The sequence below is a fragment of the Streptomyces sp. PKU-EA00015 genome (assembly GCF_013387495.1).
Taxonomy (GTDB): domain Bacteria; phylum Actinomycetota; class Actinomycetes; order Streptomycetales; family Streptomycetaceae; genus Streptomyces.
Genome location: NZ_JABZEE010000073.1, coordinates 1 through 20,935, shown reverse-complemented (window position 1 = coordinate 20,935; position 20,935 = coordinate 1). Strand labels below are relative to the sequence as shown.

The following is a 20,935-nucleotide window of genomic DNA, read 5'->3' as shown; positions in this document are numbered from 1 at the left end:
CCGGGGTTGGGGTCCTTGGGCACTCCGCTGTGCTGGTCCTCAACCGCTTCCAAAGTCGTGTTCAGCTGCTGCAACGCTTCGTCTGCGGTACGCGGAGCGGGAAGCTCGCCGAGTCGCTGGTACAAGACCGCCAGCCGCTCCGGCAAGGACAGTATTCGCCCCGACTCAGGGGACTCAGACACCGGCATTCCTCCACTCACAGACCAGCCATCAGACACCCGGCAGGACTGCTACCAAGTCCCATGATGACCGCAGGGACTTGGGATCAGCGGGGCGACCATTCCCGGCGCACGATGTCGACCACCTCGGCAAGCGAACTGGCTGTGTGATCGTGGCCGGTGAAAGCCTCGCTCTCTGAAGGCTCTACCGATACAGCCCACTCGCTTGGCGACCGGGCATCGATCATGGCCGTCCGCTCACCCCGACGAATCGTGATGGCCAGGGCCCCAGATGAGAACTCCTGAACGGTGACCTGCACGTCATCGCCAAGCGCCGAGCGGATGGCGGTCGTGACTGTCTCTGCCGGTCCTGTGCTCATCATGCCCTCGTCAGATCGCGTGCAGTTCGACCTTGCGGCCTTCTGGATCTTTACGCAGATGACGCCCCGGGGCAAGCGGCGGTTCCATGGCCGCCCCGTCCACCGAGAAGCCCAAGCGCAGAGTGCGGGTGACTCGCTCCGCGGTTGCCGGGTAAAGCTCGATCACCATGCCATCCGGAAGCACCGCGGCATAGTGCTCAGGCCCTGTGCCGTGTTGCTCAGGCGCGAAGCTCAGTCCAAGCCCTGTGTAGAAGTCCCGGCATTCCTCCAGTGCCTCGGTATAGAGCACAAGCAACGTGGTTCGCAGTCCTGTGGGCGCTGTAGCGGTCATTGGCTGATCTCCTACGAGACTCGGCGTGGCGGTGCAGTGCTAGCGGCTGGTGCTGGCGTTGTCCTCTGACCGACCGGTGGTGTGGCCGCCTTGCGGCCAGCGCGTCCACGGCCGCGCTGGCCTGCCGGAACAGTGCTGGACTGCGCGGCGGCGGCTGCGGCGCGGGCGTCGATGGCCGACGTGTCGGCCTCGTGGGCGGCGAGTCCGTCCAGCCCTGCCGCGTCGCTCCACTCGGCCCTGGCTGTGGCCGCATCTCCGCGTCCGTCCGCCTCGGCGGCGCGGCCTCGGGCCGCGTCGGCGTCACCGCGTGCGGCATCCGAACGGGACTCGGCTGCGGCGCTGCTACGGGCGTGCGCGGCAGCCTGGCGGCGGGCCTCGGCATCATCCGTGCTGCCCTCGCCGGTGGTACCGGTCGTGGTGGAATCCGGCTTGCGGGCCGGCTCGTCCTCGCTCGCCCGCCGCGGGGTTCGCGCATGGGGATTCATCTGTTCCTCCTCAGTCTGGGTGGGCTATCAGCGGCCGTGGGTACGGGCCGGCGTGGCCGGTGCGGCGGGCGCGGCCGGCGCTGCCTGCGGTCCCGGTGATGGAGTTACGCCGGGCGTGGCGGTGGTGGACTGTGCCGACGCTGCCGCAGCGCGGGCATCTGTCCTCGCGGGGGCGGATGCCTCGGTGGGGCTCCTCGGCGCGGACGACTGGGTGGCGGACGGCGGCGGACTCATCGGCGCGGACGACTGGGTGGCGGACGGCGGCGGACTCATCGGCGCGGACGACTGGGTGGCGGACGGCGGCGGACTCATCGGCGCGGACGACTGGGTGGCGGACGGCGGCGGACTCATCGGCGCGGACGACTGGGTGGCGGACGGCGGCGGACTCATCGGCGCGGACGACTGGGTGGCGGACGGCGGCGGACTCATCGGCGCGGACGACTGGGTGGCGGACGGCGGCGGACTCATCGGCGCGGACGACTGGGTGGCGGACGGCGGCGGACTCATCGGCGCGGACGACTGGGTGGCGGACGGCGGCGGACTCATCGGCGCGGACGACTGGGTGGCGGACGGCGGCGGACTCATCGGCGCGGACGACTGGGTGGCGGACGGCGGCGGACTCATCGGCGCGGACGACTGGGTGGCGGACGGCGGCGGACTCATCGGCGCGGACGACTGGGTGGCGGACGGCGGCGGACTCATCGGCGCGGACGCCGGGGCGAGTCCGGCCGTGAGGCTCGTCGACGTGGTCGACGGTGCGGCGGCGGGTGCCAGGGGAGTGGGGGCGGTAGGTCGAGCGGGGAAAGGGACGGGGGTTTTGGCCTGGTCGGTTAAGACTCCGCGGGCGGCCTCGGACGGGCGGAGGGTGATTCCGGCGGCGGCTGCCTGCTGCATGCGTGTGGGGACTCCCGCCAGGGCCTCGCGCGGGTTGTGCCCGGCCTCCTGGAGTGCCTTGATCTGGCTGGCGATGCCGGGCCACTCGCGCGAGGTGACCATCTGGTTCAACATGCCCTCGTCGGCCAAGGATTCGCGGGCGACGACGACAAGCCGTGAGTTCTCCTGGGCACTGATGCCGAGTCGGGCAAGCTCCTTACTTCGCTCGCCGAGCGCGGTGGGCTTGTCCTGGCCGGTGGCCTTCTTGAACAGCTTGGACACGGCCTGCTTGACCCACTCCACGAACTTCTTGACCATGCCCGGCTCGTCGCGCTGGGCACGCTCCTGGCCAGCGGTGGGTGCCCACGGGTCGCGCAGATTTGCGGCGGGCGACGCGGTGACGCCCGGCGCGGGTGCGCCTGCCCGCAAGTCCGCATCCATGCGCGCGATGACGGGGGCCGCGTCGGTGAGGAACTGCCCCACGTTCACTCCGGCGCTCTCCAGTTTCTTCAGCTCGCCTGCGAGCTGGGGCCACTGCGGTGCCTTCACCATCGCTTCGGCCACGGCTGGCGGCCGGACGATTCCACGCACCAAGTGCGCGTACCGCTCGTGATCCGGATCGGTCTGCTGCTGCGCGGGGGGCTGCTGCTGGGGGGCTGGCGTCGGCGTCGGTGCCGCGTGGGGCACCTCGCGCCGTGACGCCTCGCTCAAGGCTTGCGACGCCAAGATCAGCACTTGAAGGGCGACGGCGGCCGTCTGCACGGCCTGCCCGGCTGCCTGTTCCATCGGGTTGACGTCGCTCACCGGTTCACCCCGTTCTCCTTGCTCATCACGTGTCCCTTTCTGGGGTCGCCTCGTGTCTGACGCTAGCTGTCCTGCTCTTGTGTGACCGGAGGTTTTCGCCACTCTTGAGGCAGGCACGGGCGGGCCTAGCGGCGCGGTCCACGGGACTGGTTGCGTCGCTGTGCGGCTTGCTGGGCGGCGAGTTCGGCGGCGGTGCGCTCGCCGGGGTTTCGGGATTGCGCTCCGGCTGGCGTCGTGCGCCTGGCGGTAGTACGGGGAAGCGGTTCCGGCTTCCCTGTGCCGCCCAGTCGGCCTTGGAGTCGCCAGGCGAGCACTTGGGCCACGCTGTCGGCGTCCGCCAGGTCACGGGCGCCGGCTACTTCGGCGAGCAATTCGGCGGGTGCGTGACCCTCGCCCGACGCCTTGATGAGGTAGGCGGCCAGGGTCGCCGACGCCGGGTCGGCGAGCACATCGGACGCGTAGGACGGCACTGCGCGGCGCACGGCGTCTCCGAAAGTGGGTGCGTCCTCTCCGCCAAGCGGCGTGGACTCAATCGACTCGCTGCGGCCGACGACGGGCAGGGGCGTGACGGGTCCTGTAGGTGCCGCCTCTCCGTCCGCACTGCCTTCCCTCTCCACCCCGGTGGGCGTGCGTGCTTCGCCAGCCCCTGTGGCCCCCTCCAGAGTGGTTGCGGTGGGGCGGGCTGTAGTCGGCTGGGGCTTGCCGCTGACTGTGGCGGGGGTGTCTCTGACCATGCGGCGTTGCAGTCGCCACACCAAGACTTCGGCGACGCTCTCGGCGTCCCCAAAACTGCGTTGGGCCGCCATTTCGGCGAGCACTTGTGCAGGGTCGTAGCCGGCGTTCTCAGCCTGCTTGAGTGTGACGGCGAGAGCGGGCCACGCGTCCTCGCTGAGCACCCTTTCCGCCTGCTCGGGCAACGACGCACGCACAACGGGCGCGTACGTCTCGATTAGTGCGGGGCCGTCCTGCCGTTCCGTAATCCTGCGCCAGGTGGCGCGGCTTCCGCGCCGGCTGCCGGTGTTGCTCGCGCCGTAAGCGACTTCGGTAGCGGCACGCAGGTGGTAGCCGGCTTGTGCGGCGGCCTGCCCCTGGGCGCGGTGCTGGGCGGCCTGGTGGAATCGCTGGGCAGCGATGACGGCCAGAGCAACGGCGACCAGAATCGTGATCGCTGCCGCTGCCTCTCCACCGTTCACGCCGAGCGATGCGCTCATGACGACAAGCTGCGTCGCCATGCGCAGATGGTTGCTCGCGGCACTGTGCATCTGACGGGATGTCGGGGCACGGCCGGCGCGCTCGAATGCTCGGACGGCGTCTCTCAGTTCCTGGCGCACTTCTGCCGGGGCCTGGGCGGCGTACGTCGTCAGGAAATCGGAGAGCGCGACCATCTCGCCCGCGCCAGCCTGGTTCCCGGCCTGCCCCAGAATTGCGGCGGCCTGGTGGACCTGCCAGGCGGCTGCCTGCCACGCGGTGGCCTGGCTGGTGAACTGTCCAGCACCGGCGGTCCCGGCCCCGGCCGACACTCCCGTCCAGCGCTCGCGCACTCGGGGAAGGGACAGATCCGGGGCGAGTCGCGAGCCGGAAAACCACACGGCGCGGCCTGCACCGGTCCGGTCTCCGGGCAGTGCAACGGAGTACCCGGTGACCGTTCCGTCCGGTGCGGTTCGCTGGTTCAACCGGATACCTGCTCGCTGGATGGCGGCGAAGAACTCGTCTTCCGATCCGGCAGCGGCGGCGGCCTGTCGGACCTTCCCTTGAAGCGTCATCCGCGGCGTCTCGTCGCGGCCCTTGCGCTTCGCCTTCTCGGCCTCGGCCGTCGTCGGCCACCGGCTCGCGGTCTTGTCTCCGCTCGTCAGTCGGCGCAGGTCGTACCGCACTTCCAATTCCCGGGCGCGAGCCTGCATCTTCACCATGTCCCGTCTCAGGTTCGGGGCTCGGCCGTCCTGCCGTGCCAAGGTGGCAACGATGTGGATGTGCTGGGGGTCATGCCGGACGGCAACCCATCGCGCGCCCATGGGGTCGCCCTTTGGTGCGATGCCCGCAGCGTCCATGATTTCGCGCGCCACGTCGGCCCATTCCTCGTCGGAAAGGATGCGGTCGGATGCGTCATTGGACACCGGCACGTGGTACACGTGCTGGTCGGGAATCTTGCCCTCAAGACCGTACAGCGGGGCATCGAGCAGTGACGCAAGAACGGGGATAGTGGTCCCCTCGTCCCGGCCCGGGTCCAGTACGCCACCGTCCCACGCCGCGATCATGTGCGGGTCAACGTGTTCGTTCGCCCGCCCCGGGCCGTACAGGTAGTACAGCAACCCCGCAGTACGTCCGCCGGCCTTCGCCTTCTTCGGAATCACGCCCGGCCCTCCATCACTGCAATCGTCGCCTCGTCCAACGAACGCACCGCCCGCTCTACCCGCTCCAGAACTGCCGCCAGGCGCTCGGGGGTCTCCTCGCCCTCCGAGTTCAGCACAGCGGCAATCTGGTTGAGGTTGGTTCCGATCCGGTTGACCGCAATTCGCGCATCGGACAGTGTCCGCATGCGCTCTTTGAAGTCGACCGGAGCGGGTGACACCTCTTCTCGTGCTACAGCTACGGCGGCCGTTGCCACGTAGGCCGTGACGGACATGCCGACTGCCGCTGCGGCCGTCATCAAAGTGGCGTACTCAAGCTCATTGAAACGTGCGTTCACACGCTCTCGTCGGGGAGCGTCTTCGCGTCGCGGTCGGCGGCGCTTTGGCGTGTTGTCAGTTCCCAAAATCCATCCCTCCATCGGTCCGTGCCCGGACCGAAAAGTCATCGGGGACTGGTCGAGCGGCGCGACGACCGGAGCCCGATGGCTGGATAAGGTCACCTTATCCACTAACTTGCTCCGACGCAGGAGGGTAGTCGGCTGGGGTGCCGGGCTTCTAGGGCGGCTCGCGGCTCCGCCGCGAATGGGGCGGGGGAGCAGCCCCCGCCTGTCCACCCGCACCTGCTCCGGGGCGGGAAGTTCACGCGCCCGGAGCAGGTGCGGCGCTACCATGGCGCGCATGACGACACCTGCCGACAACGCACCGGGAACTGACACACAGTCGCCGATCCTCGCCACCGCGCAAGAGCTGCTGGCCACGCGCATGAACGTCATCCCTCCTCTCGCCGATGCGATCGCTGAGCGCAAGCGTCTGCAAGAGCTCATCAATGCCAATGAAAAGACCTACGGTGCGGCCTACTCCGACGCTCAAGCGGCGGGTTGGACGCCCGAGGAACTGCGGCAGATGGGAGCGGAGGAACCGACGCGTCGACCGCAGGGACGGCCCAAGGGGGCACGCACCAAGCGGCCCCGGGCTGCCGCTCCGACAGCACCCGGGCCGCGCACCCCAGACGCGACAGAATCCGCGGTGCCCACAGCGGCCTCCAACGGTTCCTGACCCCTCGATTCCTCGGCCCCGGCCTGCTTTAAAGGGTCGGGGCCGACTCGTCCACGGACATACCACAGAGAGGAATCGCGTTGATCTCCGGAAAGGTCAACACCTTCGTGTGGCTACACAAGTGGCAAGGCGACGAACTGCGCCGGATCGCCAGGGAGAACGCTGCTGCGGAAGCGGCCTGGGTCGACGCCGAGCGCGCGCGCCTGGGCCTCGCCCTCGATGCCCCGACACCTCAAGCCGTTCGGCTGGAAGCGCTCGCCCTCCGGCCCGGCACCTGGCCCGGCGCAAGTCACCTGGTGGAAGCCTCCATGCGCGTGCGATTGGCCGCCCCTGACCTCGCCGGCCCTTGGGCACCGTTCAGGCCGAGCGAGCAGGAAGCCCAGCGGCTCGCCGGTCGCCGTCCCGGAACACCGAACGAACAGTTCACCGACAAAATCGCCGTGGATATCGCCCCTGACCTCATCGCCTCCGCACAGCTCGCGGCATACCGCGTCAGTGAACCGGTAGTCGCCCAACTCCACGCGGAAAACCTCATCGGTTCCGGCGCCTCACGCTCACGCGCAGCACGCGCACGCAGGGCAGAACTACAAGCACAGATCTACACCGTTGGCCGCATCGCCCGGGAAGCAATCACCCGCCTCATCCTCTCCTGAGCATCGCTGTGCAGTTTAACAAGGTAGTCAGTTGCAGCCCCGGGCCTGATGTGTAGGGGCGCCCAATCTCCGTAATTCTCCGTGGCCTGCGCCGTTGGCGGCCGCCGGCTCGGTGGGGTGGGGAAAGACGGCTGGCGGCGGGGGGAGGGGTGCCGGGTTGATCTTCGGTCGCCGTCCGCCCGGGCGGTGGTGGGCGCGGACCGTGCCCCCGCCGTCGCGGATGACCGCGCGTGAGGCGACCGCGCCCATAGGCGGTGGCCGAGGGGGAGCAGCTGCTGCCGCGATGTGGCCGGGGCCGCCATGGTCGCTCCGCGTCGGCGCGCGCATCGTCGTGGCCCGGCAGCATGTCGAGGGGTGGTCGCACCAGGTCCGTGCACACCCACCGCCCAACCACCGTTTAGCCTGTGCAAGCTAAGTCGTGTTGGGGTGTGGAAAAGGCGGGAGCCCGCATCCTCGTGGGTGCGGGCTCTCGTCGTGCGGGCAGGGGCTAAAAGGGGTCGGGCCGCTCGGCCATTTCCCTGATTCGCTCAACCACCGTTCGGCAATCCCCGAGTGCCCGGTGACCTCCTCCGAGCCTCTGCCAACTCCAGCCGCCCCAGTAGTCAGACCATTCCCCGACGTGCACCGCGTAGGCGAGCATCGCACACCGGTCCCACTGTTGGGCGTCCATCCATTCCGCGGCTGCCGGGTGCCGCTCGTACCGCCGCAACGGCTCCAGTCCGGTCAGGATGGGGCTGTGCTCCTGGTAGTGGCGGCTGAGCTCGTAGGCCAAAACTCCGGTGTCGTACTGCTGGTTGTAGATGATGACGCGCCGGCCTTCGAGCGCTCTCGTGAGCCGGGGCAGGATCGCCCGAACCGATCCGCGTTCTTCACCTCCACGTCGGTGATTCCGTGGATCGCGGTAGCCTCCTCGGGAATCGGTCCCCCGGGATGTACAAGGGTGTCCAGCAACACACTCCCAGCCCCGTCCGTGACGCTGATTTCCACGATCTTCGCGTCCCACTCAAGTCCCGTGGTCTCCGTGTCAAGGATCGCGTACTCGTGCGGTGCGGCCATCACCCGGCGGGCCCACTGCCGAACCGGGCTCAGCTCGTCCCACCGTTTCCGCTCGCCTGCCCTGCGGGCCTCCTCGGCCCTCCCCTTCCGCTCCACCTTGCACGCCTCGCAGGTGCGGGGAAACCCGAACGCGTGGCGGAAGTCGTCGGCGGCGTCGGCGGCCTCGATCTCCTCGCGGGTGGCGGTCTGAATGGTGCAGTCGGGACAGTGCCGCCGAGCGAGCCGACGGGCGACTTCCTCGCCCCGCTTGCGCGCCTCCTCACATGCGATGCACTCGCGGTAGCACACGCTGTCGTTGTGCAGGAACTCGGTTCCGCACCGCAGACATGTGCGCTGCCACCGGTCGGCGGCTGCGTTCTCGCAGGGGGTGCAGATGCGGCCCGAGACGGGAAGCCACGGGAAGTGTCGCCGGCCGCGCGCAGACAGCGGGCGGTCGGCCACGGTCTGACACAGGATGCACGTGCGGCGGGCGAGTTTCTGCGCCTCTTGGCGGGGAGAGAGCGGCTGGACGGCCCGGGTGTCATCGACGTGGTACAGCTCGATCATGTCGCTGCCCCGGTAGCGGGTGCGGTAGCGCAGATAGGCGCGGGGCTTCTGGCCCGGTGTCCGCCTGCGGCTGGCGTCCTCCAACTGCCGAACGGTCATGAGCCCTTCCGGCGTCTCCCCGGACGTGTACACCGGCAGTCCGTCGTAGGTCTCGATGGGCTGGGCGGGCACCTTGCCCGTGGCCCTGGTGCTCGTCGTGGTCGTCACGTAGTGCCCAACCTCTCGTCAGGGGGTGCGGGTTACTGCCTGCGGTGACTTCCTCGGTTCAGGCCGGCGGCTCGTCGTCTTCGCCGTCCAACGGCACGGCGCTCTGAAGCGGGTGGACCTCTACCGGGGCCGGCTCGGCCTCGGCGGTCGCCTTCTTGCCCCGGAGGGCTGGCTTCCTGGTGCGCGACAGTTCCGCGATTTCGGCGCGCAGCCGGTCGTTTTCCTGGTCGCGGGCCCGTAGTTCTCCCGTGAGCCGTTCCGCGGTGGCCTCGGCCCGTTCGGCGCGCTGCTCGGCGTCGAGTGCGCGTTGCTCTGCGGCGCCCTTGTCCCGTTCCGCCGTGCGCCGCTCCTCCTGCTCGGTGGCGAGTTGCGCGGCAAGCTGGTCCCGTCGCCGCTCGGCTTCGCTGATGCGCGTGTCTGCCCGCTGCTCGGCCCGGTCAGCGCGGTTCTCCGCCTGCGTCCGGCCATCCTCGGCCCTGGTCGCGCGCTGCTCGGCGGCGGCGCGCTGCCGGTTGGCCTCGGTGATCTGCGCGGTGGCCTCGTCGCGCTCGCGCCGGACCTCGTTGGTCTGGGCAAGCGCCTGGGCGTATCCGGCCTGGAACTCCTCCTTTTCCGCCTCCGCCTGGCGGGCCCGCTTCTCGGCGAGCTGCTGGGCGGTGCGGGCGGCCTGGGCCTCCTCGGCTGCGCGTGCCGCATCACTGCGGGCGGTGTCCCGTTCCCGCTCGGCAACTTCGCGGGCCCGCTCGGCCTCGCGGGCGCGTTCCTCGGCGCGGGTGCGTTCCTGCTCGGCGGCCTCGGCACGGGCCTGGGCGGCGGCGGCGGCCTGGCGGGCCTGGTCGCGCTGCACGGTGGCGGTGTCGCGCTGCTCGATCGCCTCAGCGGCTTCGCGTTCGGCACGCTCCGCCCGGTCGGTCGCGGCGGCGCGTTCCTCCTCGGCGAGCTGCTGGGCGGCGGCGGCGTCTGCCGCGTTCCGCTCCGCCTGGTCCCGGCGTCGCTCGGCGTCGCGGGCCTTCTGCTCGGCCACTTCCCGGGCATCGTCGGCGGCCTCACGCTCGGCGCGATCTCGCTCGGCTGCAGCCTCGGCGGCTTCCCGGTCGGCGCGGGCCTGGGAGGCTTCTGAGCGGGCGGCGGCGGCATCCGCCTTCGCCTGTACGGTCTCCTGGTTGGCCTGTGCCACGTCGTTGGCGTTCGCCGCGCGGGCTGCCGCTAGGCGGGCCTCGATGCCCTCGGGGCTGTTGATTTTCCGCAGCTCCAACCGCATGTCCGCGGAGACCTGTTCCAGCCTCGTGACGGTCTCCTCCACACGGAGAATCTGCCCCGGCAGGCCAGGGGCGTTGCGCTCGCGGGCGCGGGCGGCCTTGCGCTCGTTCTGACAGGTGCTGTCGCAGTACTCGGGCGGGCGGCCGGCCCCGGACGGCCGGGTCCGGGGAATCAGCTTCCCGCAGTTCGCGCACGGCTCGGTCCAGTACCCGTACGGTGCTTCTCCCTCGCCCTCTCCGTCTCCCTGCGGCTCGGGGTTGGGCGGCGCCGCCCCGTCCTCGTCATGCATGCCAAACCGCTTCAACTGCTCGGCAGGTTGCGGTGACAGGCCCTCGGGGGCTTTGTCGATACTCACGCGCGGGGGCCTTCCTTGGAGTCCAGAACGGGGTGGGCGCGGTGCTCGACGGCCGCGAGCGCCTGCCGGGGGATGACGATCGCATTCGTGATCAGGGTCATGGCACGCTGGTAGGACAGACGGCGCTCGTGGTCGGTGCCTCCGTCGTTGAGCGCAGTCCGCAAGAGCTTGGCCGCCTGCTCGACGGCAGCCCGTTCCCGCGCGGGAAGTTGGGAGGTGCCCGCCTTGCGTGCATGCTCGTCGGCTACGCGCCATGCGATTTCGAGGGCGGTCACGGCCTGGGCGTAGTCCGCAGTGGCCTTCGGGCCGGCGGCCGCTCGGGCGTCGCCCGCCGTGGCGAGTGCGGTGACGAGCGCGGCCGTCTGCGGTACGGCAACGTCCGCCAGGCGTGGCCTCTCTAGCACGGCGAAGATGTCCGCGCTGAACGCCCCGTACGCCTCCCGCACCGCATCGTGCCGGGCCTCGATGGCCGCGCGGCGGTCGGCCTCAGTCCGCCGGTTCCTGCGCCGCTTCTTCGTCGTGCGGGTCACGGCGGCCACGGCGGCGACCGCCCCCGCAACGGCGATGACGAGCGCGGCCACGAGCGTGATCGTTTCCCACGGCATATCGGCGGGACCGTCCGTGGCCGGTGGCGCGTCGTCGGGCTCGCTGCCGGACTCCTCGGCCGTGTCGAACAGCCAGCCCGCCACGCTCGGTGCGGCCATCAGCAGCACAGCACCGGCCAGGGCGAATCCGATTTCTCCCGCGTCGACCCGGCGGCCGATCGTCCGGAGATAGAGCACCCGCCCGACCGCTCCCAGACCGATGAAGATCGCGACCCATCGCGCCAGCCACTCGACCCATGCGGCAGTCTCAGCCCACATGGTGCGCCTCCTCTCGGCGAACGGTGCCGGCTGCCGTGGTCATGGTGGTCCTCCTGCTGGTAGTGCGGCGCGTCCGTCTCGACGACGGCGCGGTCGTTGCGGACCGCCAGGGACGGGCCCGGCTGCTGATGCTGCCGTACGAGTGTCGGCGGGCGGCAATCCGTAGGTCCCTGTCCGTCCCGTGCGACTGTCGTCGCCTCGTCGGCGAGCCGGTGACCTGCGGCATGTGGGCCTCGGGGGTGAGCTCGGCGAGGGCCCCGGCGGCGGCCGTCCGCTGCGGCTGGTCGGTGTCCTCGGCTTGCTGGCGCACCTGTTCGGCCCCGGCGGCGCGGCCGTGGGCGGCGGGCTCCGGCTCGGGTTCGCGGACCTCGCAGACGTGGGCGGTCTCGCGGGGCGCTGCCTCGGCGGTCTCCTCGGCGGCGCGGTCCGCCTCTGCCTGGGCCTCGATGGTCCACCCGGCGGGCCGCTTCGCCCATGGGTTGCGGATGCCGTTCGCCTCGCGCCACTGCGCGTTGAGCTCGTCCTCACGACGGCCGGCGGCAATCTTCGCCTCGGTCTCGGCCCACTTCGCCGCGTTGCGGCGCTCGTACTCGCGCATCCTGCGGGCGGCGGCCACCGCGCGGCGGCGGGCCTCGTCGCCCTGGTGGAGCGGGGTCAGGGCATCGCGTTCGGTCCGCTTGTCCTTCACGACCGGTGCCGGGCTCCATCGCTGCCACACCATCAGTGCGCGGTGGCCGTCCGGGGTGGGCTCGATGAGGCGGCGGCCCGTGGCATCCGGTGCGCTCGCCGCGAGGAAACCGGCCGTGCGCAGAACGGCGATGCGGCCGGCGGCCACTCGGCGGCCTAGACCGGTGCCGGTGACGTGCCGGGGTGTGCCGTCCTGGTCGAGCACCAGCGCGCCGGCTGCGGCATGCGCGACGGCCCCGGCCTGCTCTGCCGACCAGTCGAGCCGGTCCGCCTGGTCCTGGCCGAGCGTCACGTCACGCCAGTAGGCGCGCACCGCTTCCAGGTCCGCGCTGTCCGGCTGCTGCTTGAAAGCCTCTGCCGCAATGGCGGCCCGGTCCATGGTCTCTGACATGCCCTCAGCTTAACATTACTGGAATAGCATTTCTAGTATTCCAGAAATTAGCGGTTGGCGATCTGCCGTGAAATTTCGGGGTGGTCGCCGACGTCTCGTCGGCCGGTCCTGAGGCGGGGCCTTGCGGCCCGCGGCGGCGGCCTGGCCGGCCTTCCGCCGTGGTGCGCGGTGCGCCGGACTTCGCTTGTACAAGCGAAGTTGTCCCGGAAGAACTCGGGACTGGCCCCCGATTTCTGTCGGGGAGAGGGCTTCCGCGCTCGGCGGGCCTCTGGTGTGCCGGCGGGAGGATTGCTCTCCACTGGCCTCGCGATCGGCTCCCTGGGGTCCTGCTTGTTTCCCCTGATGTCTCTCGCTGGCGGCGACTCTATCGCGTGGGGCTCCGGCGGGGCCACTTCCTCGGCTCTGGCCGGTATGTCGGGCTCACTCCGTGGCGCGGGCCTGGGCCTGGGCAGCGCGGCGGCGGGCGACGTGCCATCGGGCGGCGGGGCGGCCTCCCCTGACTCCCCATGTCATGCACCGTTCGCCGGGGTTGGCGTGGCAGTGCGGGCACCCGGCGCGCGACGGGATGACGGCGCGGCCGCCGGATCGGTGTGCGGACTGCTGGTTGGCTCCGGTGGCACTGAGGTGCGGGAGGTCGAGCAACTGGCCGGTGCGGGTGAGCTGCTGGGCGTGAGCGAGCATCTCGACTGCGCCGATGCGCTGGGCCTCGATGCGGCGGGCGCGGGCGTGGTCGGGGCGGCCGTTCACCATGCGCGGGTAGGCGCGGCCGCGGGGGTCCATGCCGGGGATGACGGTCTGGTCGGCAAGGGCACGGCGCGGGCGCTCGCGGTAGGGCAGGGACCGGTGTGCCTCCTCTGCGGTCAGCCACTCATGGGCGGCTTCCTCGACACGGTAGGCGACGGCCAGGGCGGCCATGCGGTCGACGTTCTGCGGCTTCCTGACAGCCTGGTGGAGAGCTCGATCTGTGGCGGTGTAGGTCGTCTCTCCTCGGCGGTTGGTCTTGGTGGTGGTCAGCTGGTCTTCGGTGAAGCGGTGAAGGTGGCGCCGGATCGTCCGGCGGGTGTAGTCGGTGGCCTTCATCAGATCGGTGACCGTGCACGGCCCCTTCGTGCGCAGTGTCCACAGCGTGCGGGCAGCGTGGTGGCCAGCCTCGTGCCAGACGTCGGCCTGGTGGTGCGTCAGAGCAGACCGCAGGTGGGAAGAGGAGCTATCCCGGGGGGCGAGAGCGGGGGGCGTTCCACTTCTGTCAGACCCCAGGTGAACTGGTGAAACGTCCTCCGGGGCTGTGTAGATGGCGCACCGGTGACGGTGGTCGTCGGTGCACTCGTGGCTGGTGGCCAGGGTCACCCGGCGGGCTTTTCCTGCTCGGCGTTCGGCCTCGGCGGTGATGGTGAGCCATCCGTCTTTGATCAGCCGCAGTAGGGCCAGGGCGGCCGTCTGGTAGGTGTAGCCGGCGAGCACGCCGAGCCGGCGGATGTTGGCGGAGACGTCGGTCGTGCCGGCGAGCAGCATGACGTACGCCAGGGCGTGAAGGGTCGCTGCGTCGGCCGGGCCTGACTCCCTGCTCCAGCGTGCGGGGCCCGCGGCCCGCATCCGGACGAACAGATCAGCAACGGCCTGCTGTACCTCGCTGGGTGCTCCTCGGCCGTCGTCCTCGGGCCTGCGGGGCATGCGGGCGGCGTCCTCGACGGCGAGCGACCACACCCGGGCCCACAGTCGCTCGGTCTCCTCGGCGGCGCGCGGACGGCGGCGGCCGTCGTCCTGGCGCTCACTCCGCAGCCACTCCAGAGCGGGCGACAATGCCGCGTCACGCACAACGGCCAGGCCCTCGGCCTGTGTCCAGCCAGCCAGGGCCATGGACCGGGCCGGGGCGTGCTTGTAGGCGCTGTGGTCGTCCCGGCGGCTCAGCGGACGGCGCAAGCCCTTTAGGGCCCGTTCGCCGAGCGGGCGCCACGGCGCATCCACCTTGGGGCACCCGGCCTCGTCTTCGACGATGCGCCGCAGCCTCGGGCCGCGCTGCCGGATCGACGGCGGCACCGTGCCGGTGCTCGTCTCGTCGTCCGCGTCGGGGACGGCGGTCCGTTCGGCGGCCAGAGTCTCAAGCCTCACGGCCAGACGCTCGAACGCTTCGGCGGGGGCTGAATCTGGGCCCAGCAGATTGACGGCCTCTTCTGCGGTGTGGGCGGTCAGGGTGCTGCGCCGGCCGTTGCGGTGTGCGGCACCCGGCGGCCTCATCAGCCCTTCTTGCGGGTTGGCCAAGGGGGCCTTGTCAAGCGACGGGCACAGGCGGGCGGCGGCGTCGTTGATGCGCCTCGCCACGGCGGGGGCGACGCCTTCGACGCACCCGGTCCACACGTGAACGCCTCCGGGCGTGCCGGACGCGGCCGGCACCGCCGGGATGCCCTCGGCCTCTGCTGCGTTGGACAACAGGCGCGCGTCGGCGGCGGCCTGTTCGGCCCCGGCCGTCTTGGCGTCGCAGTCGAACGCGATGAATCGGAAGCGGCGGCCGTGGCCGCGCCGGTAGTGCACGGCCAGGTGCACCGCGACGGGCCGGTCTAGGTCCATGCCCTCGACGGGTACGGCCTGTTCGGGCGGGTAGGCGTTCTGCCATGCGCCGGGTACTCCTGCCGCTGCCCGTACGACGGTGCGCGGGTACAGCTCGGCAAGGACAGTGGTCAGCGTCCGGTGCGCCTGGGCTCGTTCGTCCTGGGCGCGCAAGGACATGGCCCCTGCGGACACAGGGGATGGAACGGATACAGCGGCGGATACCGGGTCGCCTTGTCGATAAAACGCTGATGACACACCGCGTTCAGGCATGCCGGTGCCGCCACCGTGGGTCTGCGCTACGATGGCGGCAGCTCCTCGGTGCTATGAGGACGCACGAAAGCCCCCGCTCGTCGGCCTAGGAAACCGGCAGCAACGGCGGCTGAGTGCCTTTTCTAGGGCCCGGAGTCTCAGCAGGTCGGAGTGGCATCCATGGGAGCTGAGACCCGGGCGGCTTACGCGTCAGACTCGGTTAGGAGTCCCGAGAGCTGATCACGCAGCCGGTGAGATCACCCGGCCTCCTTCAACTGCATCGAACTGGATCGCTCCTGACGGTGCCTCTTGTGCATCTCCATCAGGGCCTGTCGGATCACTTCGGCACCGCTGATGCCTCTTTCGGCTACCAGGTCCTCGTACGCCTCGCGTACGGGCTCGCCGGGGTGCAACAGCAGACCTGCGCGAATCGCCTTGTCTGACGGAAAGTCCGTCGAGCGGCCTCGCTGCTGTCGTCCTCTAGGTGCTGCCATGATCGTGAGCATAGTCGGTGCCTACATGTTGATGTCCACAATTTCGACGTGTTGCGGGGTTAATTTGTGTCGGCGTCAGCCGAGACGCGGCAGCTACGGCCGGGAGGCGGCTCGATGCCGCCTCCGGCCGCACCGGCCGGCACCCGGTTGCCAGCGCCAGCTTGGTGACTGAGGGTCAGGGGCCCGTGAGCCCCTGACCGTTGCTCGCCTACGCGGCGGGGTCGGCCTTGCGGAACGGCTGCTTGCACCGGCCGCACATCAACCCGCCCTCGTCGCCCCCGTCGACGGTGCCGAACTCCCAAGACTTCCGGCTGATCTGGATGGCGCGTCCGGGCTTCTCCTGGCCGTCCTTGCCGAGCTTGGGGTTTCCTTCCTCGTCCCGCTCGATGCATCCGCAGATGACCAGGAAGCGGGTCGGGCGCTTCCTCTTCGGCGGCTGGGGGGCATCTCCGCCTTCATCGCCCCCGGGCTCTCCGCCTTCCCCTCCTTCGGTGGTGCCGCCTGCGTCGCTGCCCTCGTCGTCTCCACCCGTAGTCGGGCGGGTGCCCTTGCCGAGCATGACCGCCATTGGGTCGTGTACGTACGGGAGTCGGGCGGCGTCCAATGCCGCGATGACTTCGGCGTACCGCTGGGTGGCGGCGTCGGTGATGGTGCAGTCTGACCAGCCAATGACGTTGGCGGGGGTCGCGGGTCCGGTGAGTCCAAGCTCCTCGGCGAGCTTCACGAATCGCTTGTTGTGGTACCGGTAATCACTGGACGTGTCCTTGATGCCCCGCACGTGGGCAAGGGCGTGGGCGGCCTCGTGCAAGAGCGTCTGAACAGTCCTGAGACCTCCCAGGCTCAACAGCTCGCCCCCTGCGAAGAGCTCGTGCGTCCTTCCGGCATTCGTGCCGGTGCCGGTCTCAACAGTCCAGCGCTTCTCTCCGAAGTGCCCCCACGTGATCCCCGTGCGGCTCCGGCCGGTGCCGGTGATCATCAGGACGTGGGGCACCTCGGGGTGCTGGGCGCGGATCGCTGCCCACGCGCCCTCAAGGGCGGTGATGATACGGCTGCCGTGCTCGTGGCTGATCTCGGCAACGGGCTGGGCCTGGGTGGGGATCGCGGTGGTGGTGGCGGTCATCGGTGCTTTCCTATCGTGCGGGGCGGACAGTTAGGGCGGGTTTCGGGGGGCGGCTCCTGGTGCCGCCCCCCGATGGCGGGTCAGCTCGCGCGGCGGTCGCGCTGGGCGGGAAGCTGCGGGATCACTCGCTCGTTGTCCGGGTTGTTCATGTGCTGTGTCCTTTCGGGGCGTTGGTGGTGCCGGTCCGGGGTGCCGTTCCCCTTCCCGACAATTAAAAGAATACAGCAACTAGGCACCACAGTCAATTCCGCCACGTTTCGCATCGCAAGGAACCCGCAGGTCAGCGGCGTGCCGCGCGGGAATCTCCAGCCTGTTTTAGCTTGTGCAAGCGAAGTTGGCGGGTGTGCTGGTCCGCCCGGGGGCGTTCCTCGTCGGCGTGCTCCTGGCGCTCGTCGCCGTGCTCGTGCCGTGGCCCTGGTGCTGCTCGTCCTCGACGGCTGGCAGCGTCCACGGGCACCCGCGACGGTGCTTGGGCGGTGGGTGTGCACGGACCTGGTGCGACCACCCCTCGACATGCTGCCGGGCCACGACGATGCGCGCGCCGACGCGGAGCGACCATGGCGGCCCCGGCCACATCGCGGCAGCAGCTGCTCCCCCTCGGCCACCGCCTATGGGCGCGGTCGCCTCACGCGCGGTCATCCGCGACGGCGGGGGCACGGTCCGCGCCCACCACCGCCCGGGCGGACGGCGACCGAAGATCAACCCGGCACCCCTCCCCCCGCCGCCAGCCGTCTTTCCCCACCCCACCGAGCCGGCGGCCGCCAACGGCGCAGGCCACGGAGAATTACGGACCCACCGCGCACCACACACAGCTGGCTCTGTACACGTCGAGGAGCAGCGTTTCTACAGCAGTTCGGGAGGCACTTCATCGGCCAACGCCGAGCTGTTGTTCACGACGATGGACAGCACCGCCAGGCCGCTGCGGGCACGCTCCGCCGTCGTCGTCTTCATCGAAGTCGGGTGGCTGAGGAGAAAAGCGCTGGCTACGGGGTTAGGCAGCCGGTGGCTCAGCGTCGACGCCGTCGTACGGACCTCGGCGGCGAACCGCCTCCCGTACTCGTCGACATCGACATCCTGGCGCGGCAGGTGCCTCCCGCCGTCGTGAACAACTGCTGTCGTAAGTCGTCGATAAAGCCACACAGCCCGCAGCCAGCCACGGCGAACCCGTGCGGAAGACTGGCGCCATGGACAGTGAAGCGGTACCGCCGGATGTCACCGCGGGGCCGGCGGATGCTGAGTTCTGGCTGGTCGACTGGCTGCGGCTCGATGCGGCGGCCCGCGGTGCTCGCTCTGGATGGGCTCACAGCTGTCTCGCCGGTCTCCTCCTCGCGCACGGACGGCTGTTCACGCCTGCACCGTGGCCGGACGGCGAGCAACCGCCGGGGGAGCCGGGGAAGTGCTTCATCGAGTCGGTGTCGTGGGCGTGGGCGTCCGGCGGCGAGCTGGCTTATGTGGAGGGATGGGCCTGGGACCTGGCGTTTCCCGTCGAACACGCCTGGTGCGCGGCTCCTGACGGCGTTGTACGTGATCTGACGTGGCCTCGTCCCGGTGCTGCCTACCTGGGCTTGCCTGTGGTGGCTGAGGCAGCGGCCGCCCTGATGGGCGAGCACGGTGGGCCGCTTCTGCACGCGAACGGCGCGATCGGCCCGGTAGCCGAGTCGTGGATGCGCGGCGGTGTCCCGGCCGGCCTGCTGGTCGACGTGGGCCGGCCGCTGCCGGCCGGCTAGCCGGCGGCCTTGCCGCGTTCGGCGCGGGCCTTGGCCATGATGCGCTCGGCGGTTCGGGTGCTGACCTCGTAGAACTCTGCGATCTCGTCGGCGGTCACGGGCTCGCGTCGGCCGGCTGCGGCTCGCTCCAGTTCGGCGACCACCTCGGCCACCCGGTGATCTGGGCGGCTGCGCGGGGCCTTGTCTCGGGCGCCGGGCGTGCGGCCCTTGTACTGCTTCGGGCGGGCGGCGCGGGCCTCGGCGGCGGCGCGAGTCCACCACCGGCGGCCGTGGCGCTCCTCCCCCCGGGGCATCAAGCCGTTGACGGCGTCGGCCCTGACCGTGGACGCGCCGACCCCGGCGACCGCGCTGGCCTCGGTGTCGGTCAACAGGTCATCGGGGTGCGGCTTCGCCGGGAGTGCGGGCAGCGGCTTGCCCGACAGGAAGGCGTCGACCTGGGCGGCGTCGTAGAGGGTGGGCCGCAGCGATCCGGGCAGGGGCTGCACCGCGGCGGCGAACGCGGCGTGGTGCCGGCGGCGCCATGTCGTCGGCGAGACGCCGGCGCGCTCGGCGACGCCGTGGATGTCGAGTGCTGGGCGGCCGTGCGGGATCACGGGGTCTCTCCTTCGGGGCTGGGTGCTGCTGGGTGCGAGGGTATGGCCGCAGGTGGCCGGCTCCCTCATGCGGGTGGGCGGCCGTGTGGCGAGACGGCGGCGCGGGTGGCCGGCGGCAGCGCGGTCCGGGGCCGGCTCGATGCCGCCCCGGTCCGCCTCGCGACCACGGCGCGGGTGCCGGCACTCGGCCGGATCGGTCTACACTGGTGCCGCTTTCCATTCGGCCTTCGGCCGGTGTTGGTGGAAGCGCTGGGCCGGTGGGATGCCGTCACCCCCTGGGGTGTCCCCACCGGCCCCTACTGCTGTCAGGGCGTTGTCGTGCGCCTCTTCGGCCTTCATGTCCTCGGCGCACAGCCGAGCGAAGTGCAGCATGCCGGGCACGTCGCACCCGAAGTGCTCGGCGGCGTCCATGCACGCGGCGAGCATGGCGGCCACGCGTTCGACGTCGGCGGCGGTCACTTCGCACAGTGCGTTCAGCGTCACGGGGTAGCGGGTGCTGCGCATCTCCTCGGCGGCCCGGGTGAGCTGGTCGGGGGTGGCACGGCCGTCCGCCAGAAGGAATATGTAGGCGAACAGGTCGCCGATGACCTCGTCTGCACTCTGCTGGTCGTTCACGGTCTGCTCGTGCGGCTGCCAACGGTTGCGCGGGCCAGGGTCTCGGCGGCGATGATGCCGAGCCGCACCCGCTCGGCCTGCTCGGGCACGGGCAAGAGCTGGTCGGGGGCGGCATCGTTGTAGGCGGCCAGGGCCTCGGCGGCCCATGTCGTGCGGTCGGCGTTGGTCACGTCGTCCATGTCGTGTCTCCTTGCGCTTTCGGTGTCGGTGGAGGGGCTGGCGGGGGCGGGTGCCGTTCCCGCCCCCGGCTGGGTGGTTGCTCAGTTGCGGCGGCTGCTGGGGGTTGCGGCGGCGGCGTTGCCGTTGGCGCGGGCCTGCCCGAGCTGTTCGCGGGCGGCGGCCTTCATGGCGGGGCTGTTGGCTCGCTGGTAGTCGGCGTGGGCCTCGGCTAACAGCTTCTGCGCGGCCTCGGTGGGCTTGCCCATGGCGGTACTTCCCTTCGACCGGGTGTTGGTGGTGGTGCCAGAGGGGCGGGTGCCGTTCCCGCCCCCCGGCGGTGGGGGTTACTTGGCGTAGCGCTCGGCGCGGACGCGCATGAAGCGCTCTTCCTCGGCCTCGTCGGCCCAGTGGTCGTAAGCGCGGTCGGTGACCTCGTGGACGCATACGCCCTGCTCGTCGCCGTGCGCGAGGATGGCCGCAACTGCGCACGCGAGGATGCCGGGGCGGCCGTCGTCGCCGAGCGCGCCGAGTACGGGCAGCACGTTGACCGTGGTGGAGAGCTCCATCCGGGCCGCAGCGAGCAGGGCGTGAGGGGCCTTCACCCCGTCCGCGTGGTGGTAGATGTCGGCGAGAGTGAAGCTCAGCGTCTCGGTGGAGTCGTCGGTGCCGAGGGGGTACGCCTCGACCGCCGCGCGGCCGAGCTCGGCGCGGTCGCCCGGCGTGAGCGTCGCTCCAGCCGTGGCGGCGGCTGCCAGGAATGCCGCGAGCACGGCCGCCCCTCGCTCGGCGCGGTGGTAGTTCGTCGTCTCAAGCATGTGCCGTGTCCTTCCGGTGTGTTGGTGGTGTCGGGGCGGGGTGCCGTTCCCCGTTCCGACAAGCAAAAGACTACAGCAATAGAGCACCACAGGCAACTCGACATGCCCACAAAACCGCAGGTCAGTGGCCTATTTTGGCGACTTTCCAGCGACTTGGCTTGTG

General features: G+C 70.6%; 20 protein-coding genes. 4 read left to right on the top strand and 16 right to left on the bottom strand.

Features of this window, described 5'->3' with window-relative positions; genetic code table 11:
* Positions 1–265: 265 nt before the first annotated feature.
* Together HW130_RS32270 and HW130_RS32265 are read right to left on the bottom strand one after the other, a co-directional pair.
* Positions 266–541 carry a hypothetical protein gene (locus tag HW130_RS32270; RefSeq protein WP_177153324.1) on the bottom strand — a complete coding sequence of 92 codons (276 nt, stop codon included), beginning with the start codon at positions 539–541 and terminating at the stop codon, positions 266–268.
* 7 nt (positions 542–548) lie between these two features.
* Positions 549–869 (bottom strand): glyoxalase/bleomycin resistance/dioxygenase family protein, encoded by a 321-nt coding sequence (locus HW130_RS32265; RefSeq protein WP_177153323.1) that lies wholly within the window; start codon positions 867–869, stop codon positions 549–551.
* 600 nt (positions 870–1,469) lie between these two features.
* Between HW130_RS32265 and HW130_RS32260 the strand changes: the two genes are divergently transcribed.
* On the top strand, positions 1,470–2,840 hold the full coding sequence (locus HW130_RS32260) for a hypothetical protein (RefSeq protein ID WP_177153322.1): 1,371 nt from the start codon (positions 1,470–1,472) through the stop codon (positions 2,838–2,840).
* A 316-nt stretch (positions 2,841–3,156) separates the two neighbouring features.
* On the opposite strand, the gene HW130_RS32255 is transcribed toward HW130_RS32260, so the two are convergent.
* Together HW130_RS32255 and mobC are read right to left on the bottom strand one after the other, a co-directional pair.
* Entirely contained in the window at positions 3,157–5,382 is a 2,226-nt protein-coding gene (locus HW130_RS32255) for a relaxase/mobilization nuclease domain-containing protein (RefSeq protein WP_177153321.1), read from the bottom strand.
* Positions 5,379–5,798, bottom strand: a complete 420-nt coding sequence (mobC, locus tag HW130_RS36865; protein WP_375256608.1) for a plasmid mobilization relaxosome protein MobC — start codon at positions 5,796–5,798, stop codon at positions 5,379–5,381. Before mobC ends, HW130_RS32255 begins: the two co-directional genes overlap by 4 nt.
* Positions 5,799–6,057: 259 nt before the next feature.
* Here mobC and HW130_RS32245 point away from each other — a divergent pair, with 259 nt between their 5' ends.
* Both HW130_RS32245 and HW130_RS32240 read left to right on the top strand, forming a co-directional pair.
* Entirely contained in the window at positions 6,058–6,435 is a 378-nt protein-coding gene (locus HW130_RS32245; protein WP_177153319.1) for a hypothetical protein, read from the top strand.
* 80 nt (positions 6,436–6,515) lie between these two features.
* Positions 6,516–7,088 carry a hypothetical protein gene (locus HW130_RS32240; protein ID WP_177153318.1) on the top strand — a complete coding sequence of 191 codons (573 nt, stop codon included), beginning with the start codon at positions 6,516–6,518 and terminating at the stop codon, positions 7,086–7,088.
* A 723-nt stretch (positions 7,089–7,811) separates the two neighbouring features.
* Here HW130_RS32240 and HW130_RS36860 read toward each other — a convergent pair.
* From HW130_RS36860 to HW130_RS32205, 7 genes are all read right to left on the bottom strand, one after another.
* Positions 7,812–8,897, bottom strand: a complete 1,086-nt coding sequence (locus HW130_RS36860) for a 3'-5' exonuclease (protein ID WP_218184224.1) — start codon at positions 8,895–8,897, stop codon at positions 7,812–7,814.
* Positions 8,898–8,955: 58 nt separating this feature from the next.
* The gene (locus HW130_RS32230; RefSeq protein ID WP_177153317.1) at positions 8,956–10,512 is read right to left on the bottom strand and encodes a hypothetical protein; all 1,557 of its coding nucleotides are present in this window, start codon (positions 10,510–10,512) and stop codon (positions 8,956–8,958) included.
* Complete coding sequence (locus tag HW130_RS32225) at positions 10,509–11,375, bottom strand: hypothetical protein (RefSeq protein WP_177153316.1); 867 nt, start codon at positions 11,373–11,375, stop codon at positions 10,509–10,511. The genes HW130_RS32230 and HW130_RS32225 overlap by 4 nt, the downstream gene beginning before the upstream one ends.
* The gene (locus HW130_RS32220; RefSeq protein WP_177153315.1) at positions 11,365–12,453 is read right to left on the bottom strand and encodes a hypothetical protein; all 1,089 of its coding nucleotides are present in this window, start codon (positions 12,451–12,453) and stop codon (positions 11,365–11,367) included. The genes HW130_RS32225 and HW130_RS32220 overlap by 11 nt, the downstream gene beginning before the upstream one ends.
* Before the next feature lie 420 nt (positions 12,454–12,873).
* Positions 12,874–15,177: a hypothetical protein gene (locus HW130_RS32215; protein ID WP_177153314.1), complete on the bottom strand. Its 2,304-nt coding sequence runs from the start codon at positions 15,175–15,177 to the stop codon at positions 12,874–12,876.
* Between the two features lie 329 nt (positions 15,178–15,506).
* A complete protein-coding gene (locus HW130_RS32210; RefSeq protein WP_177153313.1) occupies positions 15,507–15,743 on the bottom strand; it encodes a hypothetical protein in 237 nt (78 codons plus the stop codon).
* Between the two features lie 208 nt (positions 15,744–15,951).
* Positions 15,952–16,863 (bottom strand): hypothetical protein, encoded by a 912-nt coding sequence (locus tag HW130_RS32205; RefSeq protein WP_177153312.1) that lies wholly within the window; start codon positions 16,861–16,863, stop codon positions 15,952–15,954.
* A gap of 1,184 nt (positions 16,864–18,047) precedes the next feature.
* Between HW130_RS32205 and HW130_RS32200 the strand changes: the two genes are divergently transcribed.
* A complete protein-coding gene (locus tag HW130_RS32200) occupies positions 18,048–18,590 on the top strand; it encodes a hypothetical protein (protein WP_177153311.1) in 543 nt (180 codons plus the stop codon).
* On the opposite strand, the gene HW130_RS32195 is transcribed toward HW130_RS32200, so the two are convergent.
* The 5 genes from HW130_RS32195 to HW130_RS32175 all read right to left on the bottom strand — a co-directional run bounded on the left by HW130_RS32195 (position 18,587) and on the right by HW130_RS32175 (position 20,772).
* Entirely contained in the window at positions 18,587–19,183 is a 597-nt protein-coding gene (locus HW130_RS32195; RefSeq protein WP_177153310.1) for a DNA-binding protein, read from the bottom strand. The two genes, HW130_RS32200 and HW130_RS32195, sit on opposite strands and share 4 nt — an antisense overlap.
* Positions 19,184–19,381: 198 nt before the next feature.
* The gene (locus HW130_RS32190) at positions 19,382–19,798 is read right to left on the bottom strand and encodes a hypothetical protein (RefSeq protein WP_177153309.1); all 417 of its coding nucleotides are present in this window, start codon (positions 19,796–19,798) and stop codon (positions 19,382–19,384) included.
* The gene (locus HW130_RS32185; protein WP_177153308.1) at positions 19,795–19,977 is read right to left on the bottom strand and encodes a hypothetical protein; all 183 of its coding nucleotides are present in this window, start codon (positions 19,975–19,977) and stop codon (positions 19,795–19,797) included. Before HW130_RS32185 ends, HW130_RS32190 begins: the two co-directional genes overlap by 4 nt.
* 81 nt (positions 19,978–20,058) lie before the next feature.
* Positions 20,059–20,223 (bottom strand): hypothetical protein, encoded by a 165-nt coding sequence (locus HW130_RS32180; protein ID WP_177153307.1) that lies wholly within the window; start codon positions 20,221–20,223, stop codon positions 20,059–20,061.
* 78 nt (positions 20,224–20,301) lie between these two features.
* Entirely contained in the window at positions 20,302–20,772 is a 471-nt protein-coding gene (locus tag HW130_RS32175) for a hypothetical protein (protein ID WP_177153306.1), read from the bottom strand.
* Between the last annotated feature and the right edge of the window lie 163 nt (positions 20,773–20,935).

Bases quoted from the DNA above. Each gene is read 5' to 3' on its own strand.
- HW130_RS32270 (WP_177153324.1), bottom strand. From the start codon at position 541: ATGATGAGCACAGGACCGGCAGAGACAGTCACGACCGCCATCCGCTCG.
- HW130_RS32265 (WP_177153323.1), bottom strand. From the start codon at position 869: ATGACCGCTACAGCGCCCACAGGACTGCGAACCACGTTGCTTGTGCTC.
- mobC (WP_375256608.1), bottom strand. From the start codon at position 5,798: ATGGAGGGATGGATTTTGGGAACTGACAACACGCCAAAGCGCCGCCGA.
- HW130_RS32245 (WP_177153319.1), top strand. From the start codon at position 6,058: ATGACGACACCTGCCGACAACGCACCGGGAACTGACACACAGTCGCCG.
- HW130_RS32225 (WP_177153316.1), bottom strand. From the start codon at position 11,375: ATGTGGGCTGAGACTGCCGCATGGGTCGAGTGGCTGGCGCGATGGGTC.
- HW130_RS32220 (WP_177153315.1), bottom strand. From the start codon at position 12,453: ATGTCAGAGACCATGGACCGGGCCGCCATTGCGGCAGAGGCTTTCAAG.
- HW130_RS32215 (WP_177153314.1), bottom strand. From the start codon at position 15,177: ATGTCCTTGCGCGCCCAGGACGAACGAGCCCAGGCGCACCGGACGCTG.
- HW130_RS32210 (WP_177153313.1), bottom strand. From the start codon at position 15,743: ATGGCAGCACCTAGAGGACGACAGCAGCGAGGCCGCTCGACGGACTTT.
- HW130_RS32205 (WP_177153312.1), bottom strand. From the start codon at position 16,863: ATGACCGCCACCACCACCGCGATCCCCACCCAGGCCCAGCCCGTTGCC.
- HW130_RS32200 (WP_177153311.1), top strand. From the start codon at position 18,048: ATGGACAGTGAAGCGGTACCGCCGGATGTCACCGCGGGGCCGGCGGAT.
- HW130_RS32185 (WP_177153308.1), bottom strand. From the start codon at position 19,977: ATGGACGACGTGACCAACGCCGACCGCACGACATGGGCCGCCGAGGCC.
- HW130_RS32180 (WP_177153307.1), bottom strand. From the start codon at position 20,223: ATGGGCAAGCCCACCGAGGCCGCGCAGAAGCTGTTAGCCGAGGCCCAC.
- HW130_RS32175 (WP_177153306.1), bottom strand. From the start codon at position 20,772: ATGCTTGAGACGACGAACTACCACCGCGCCGAGCGAGGGGCGGCCGTG.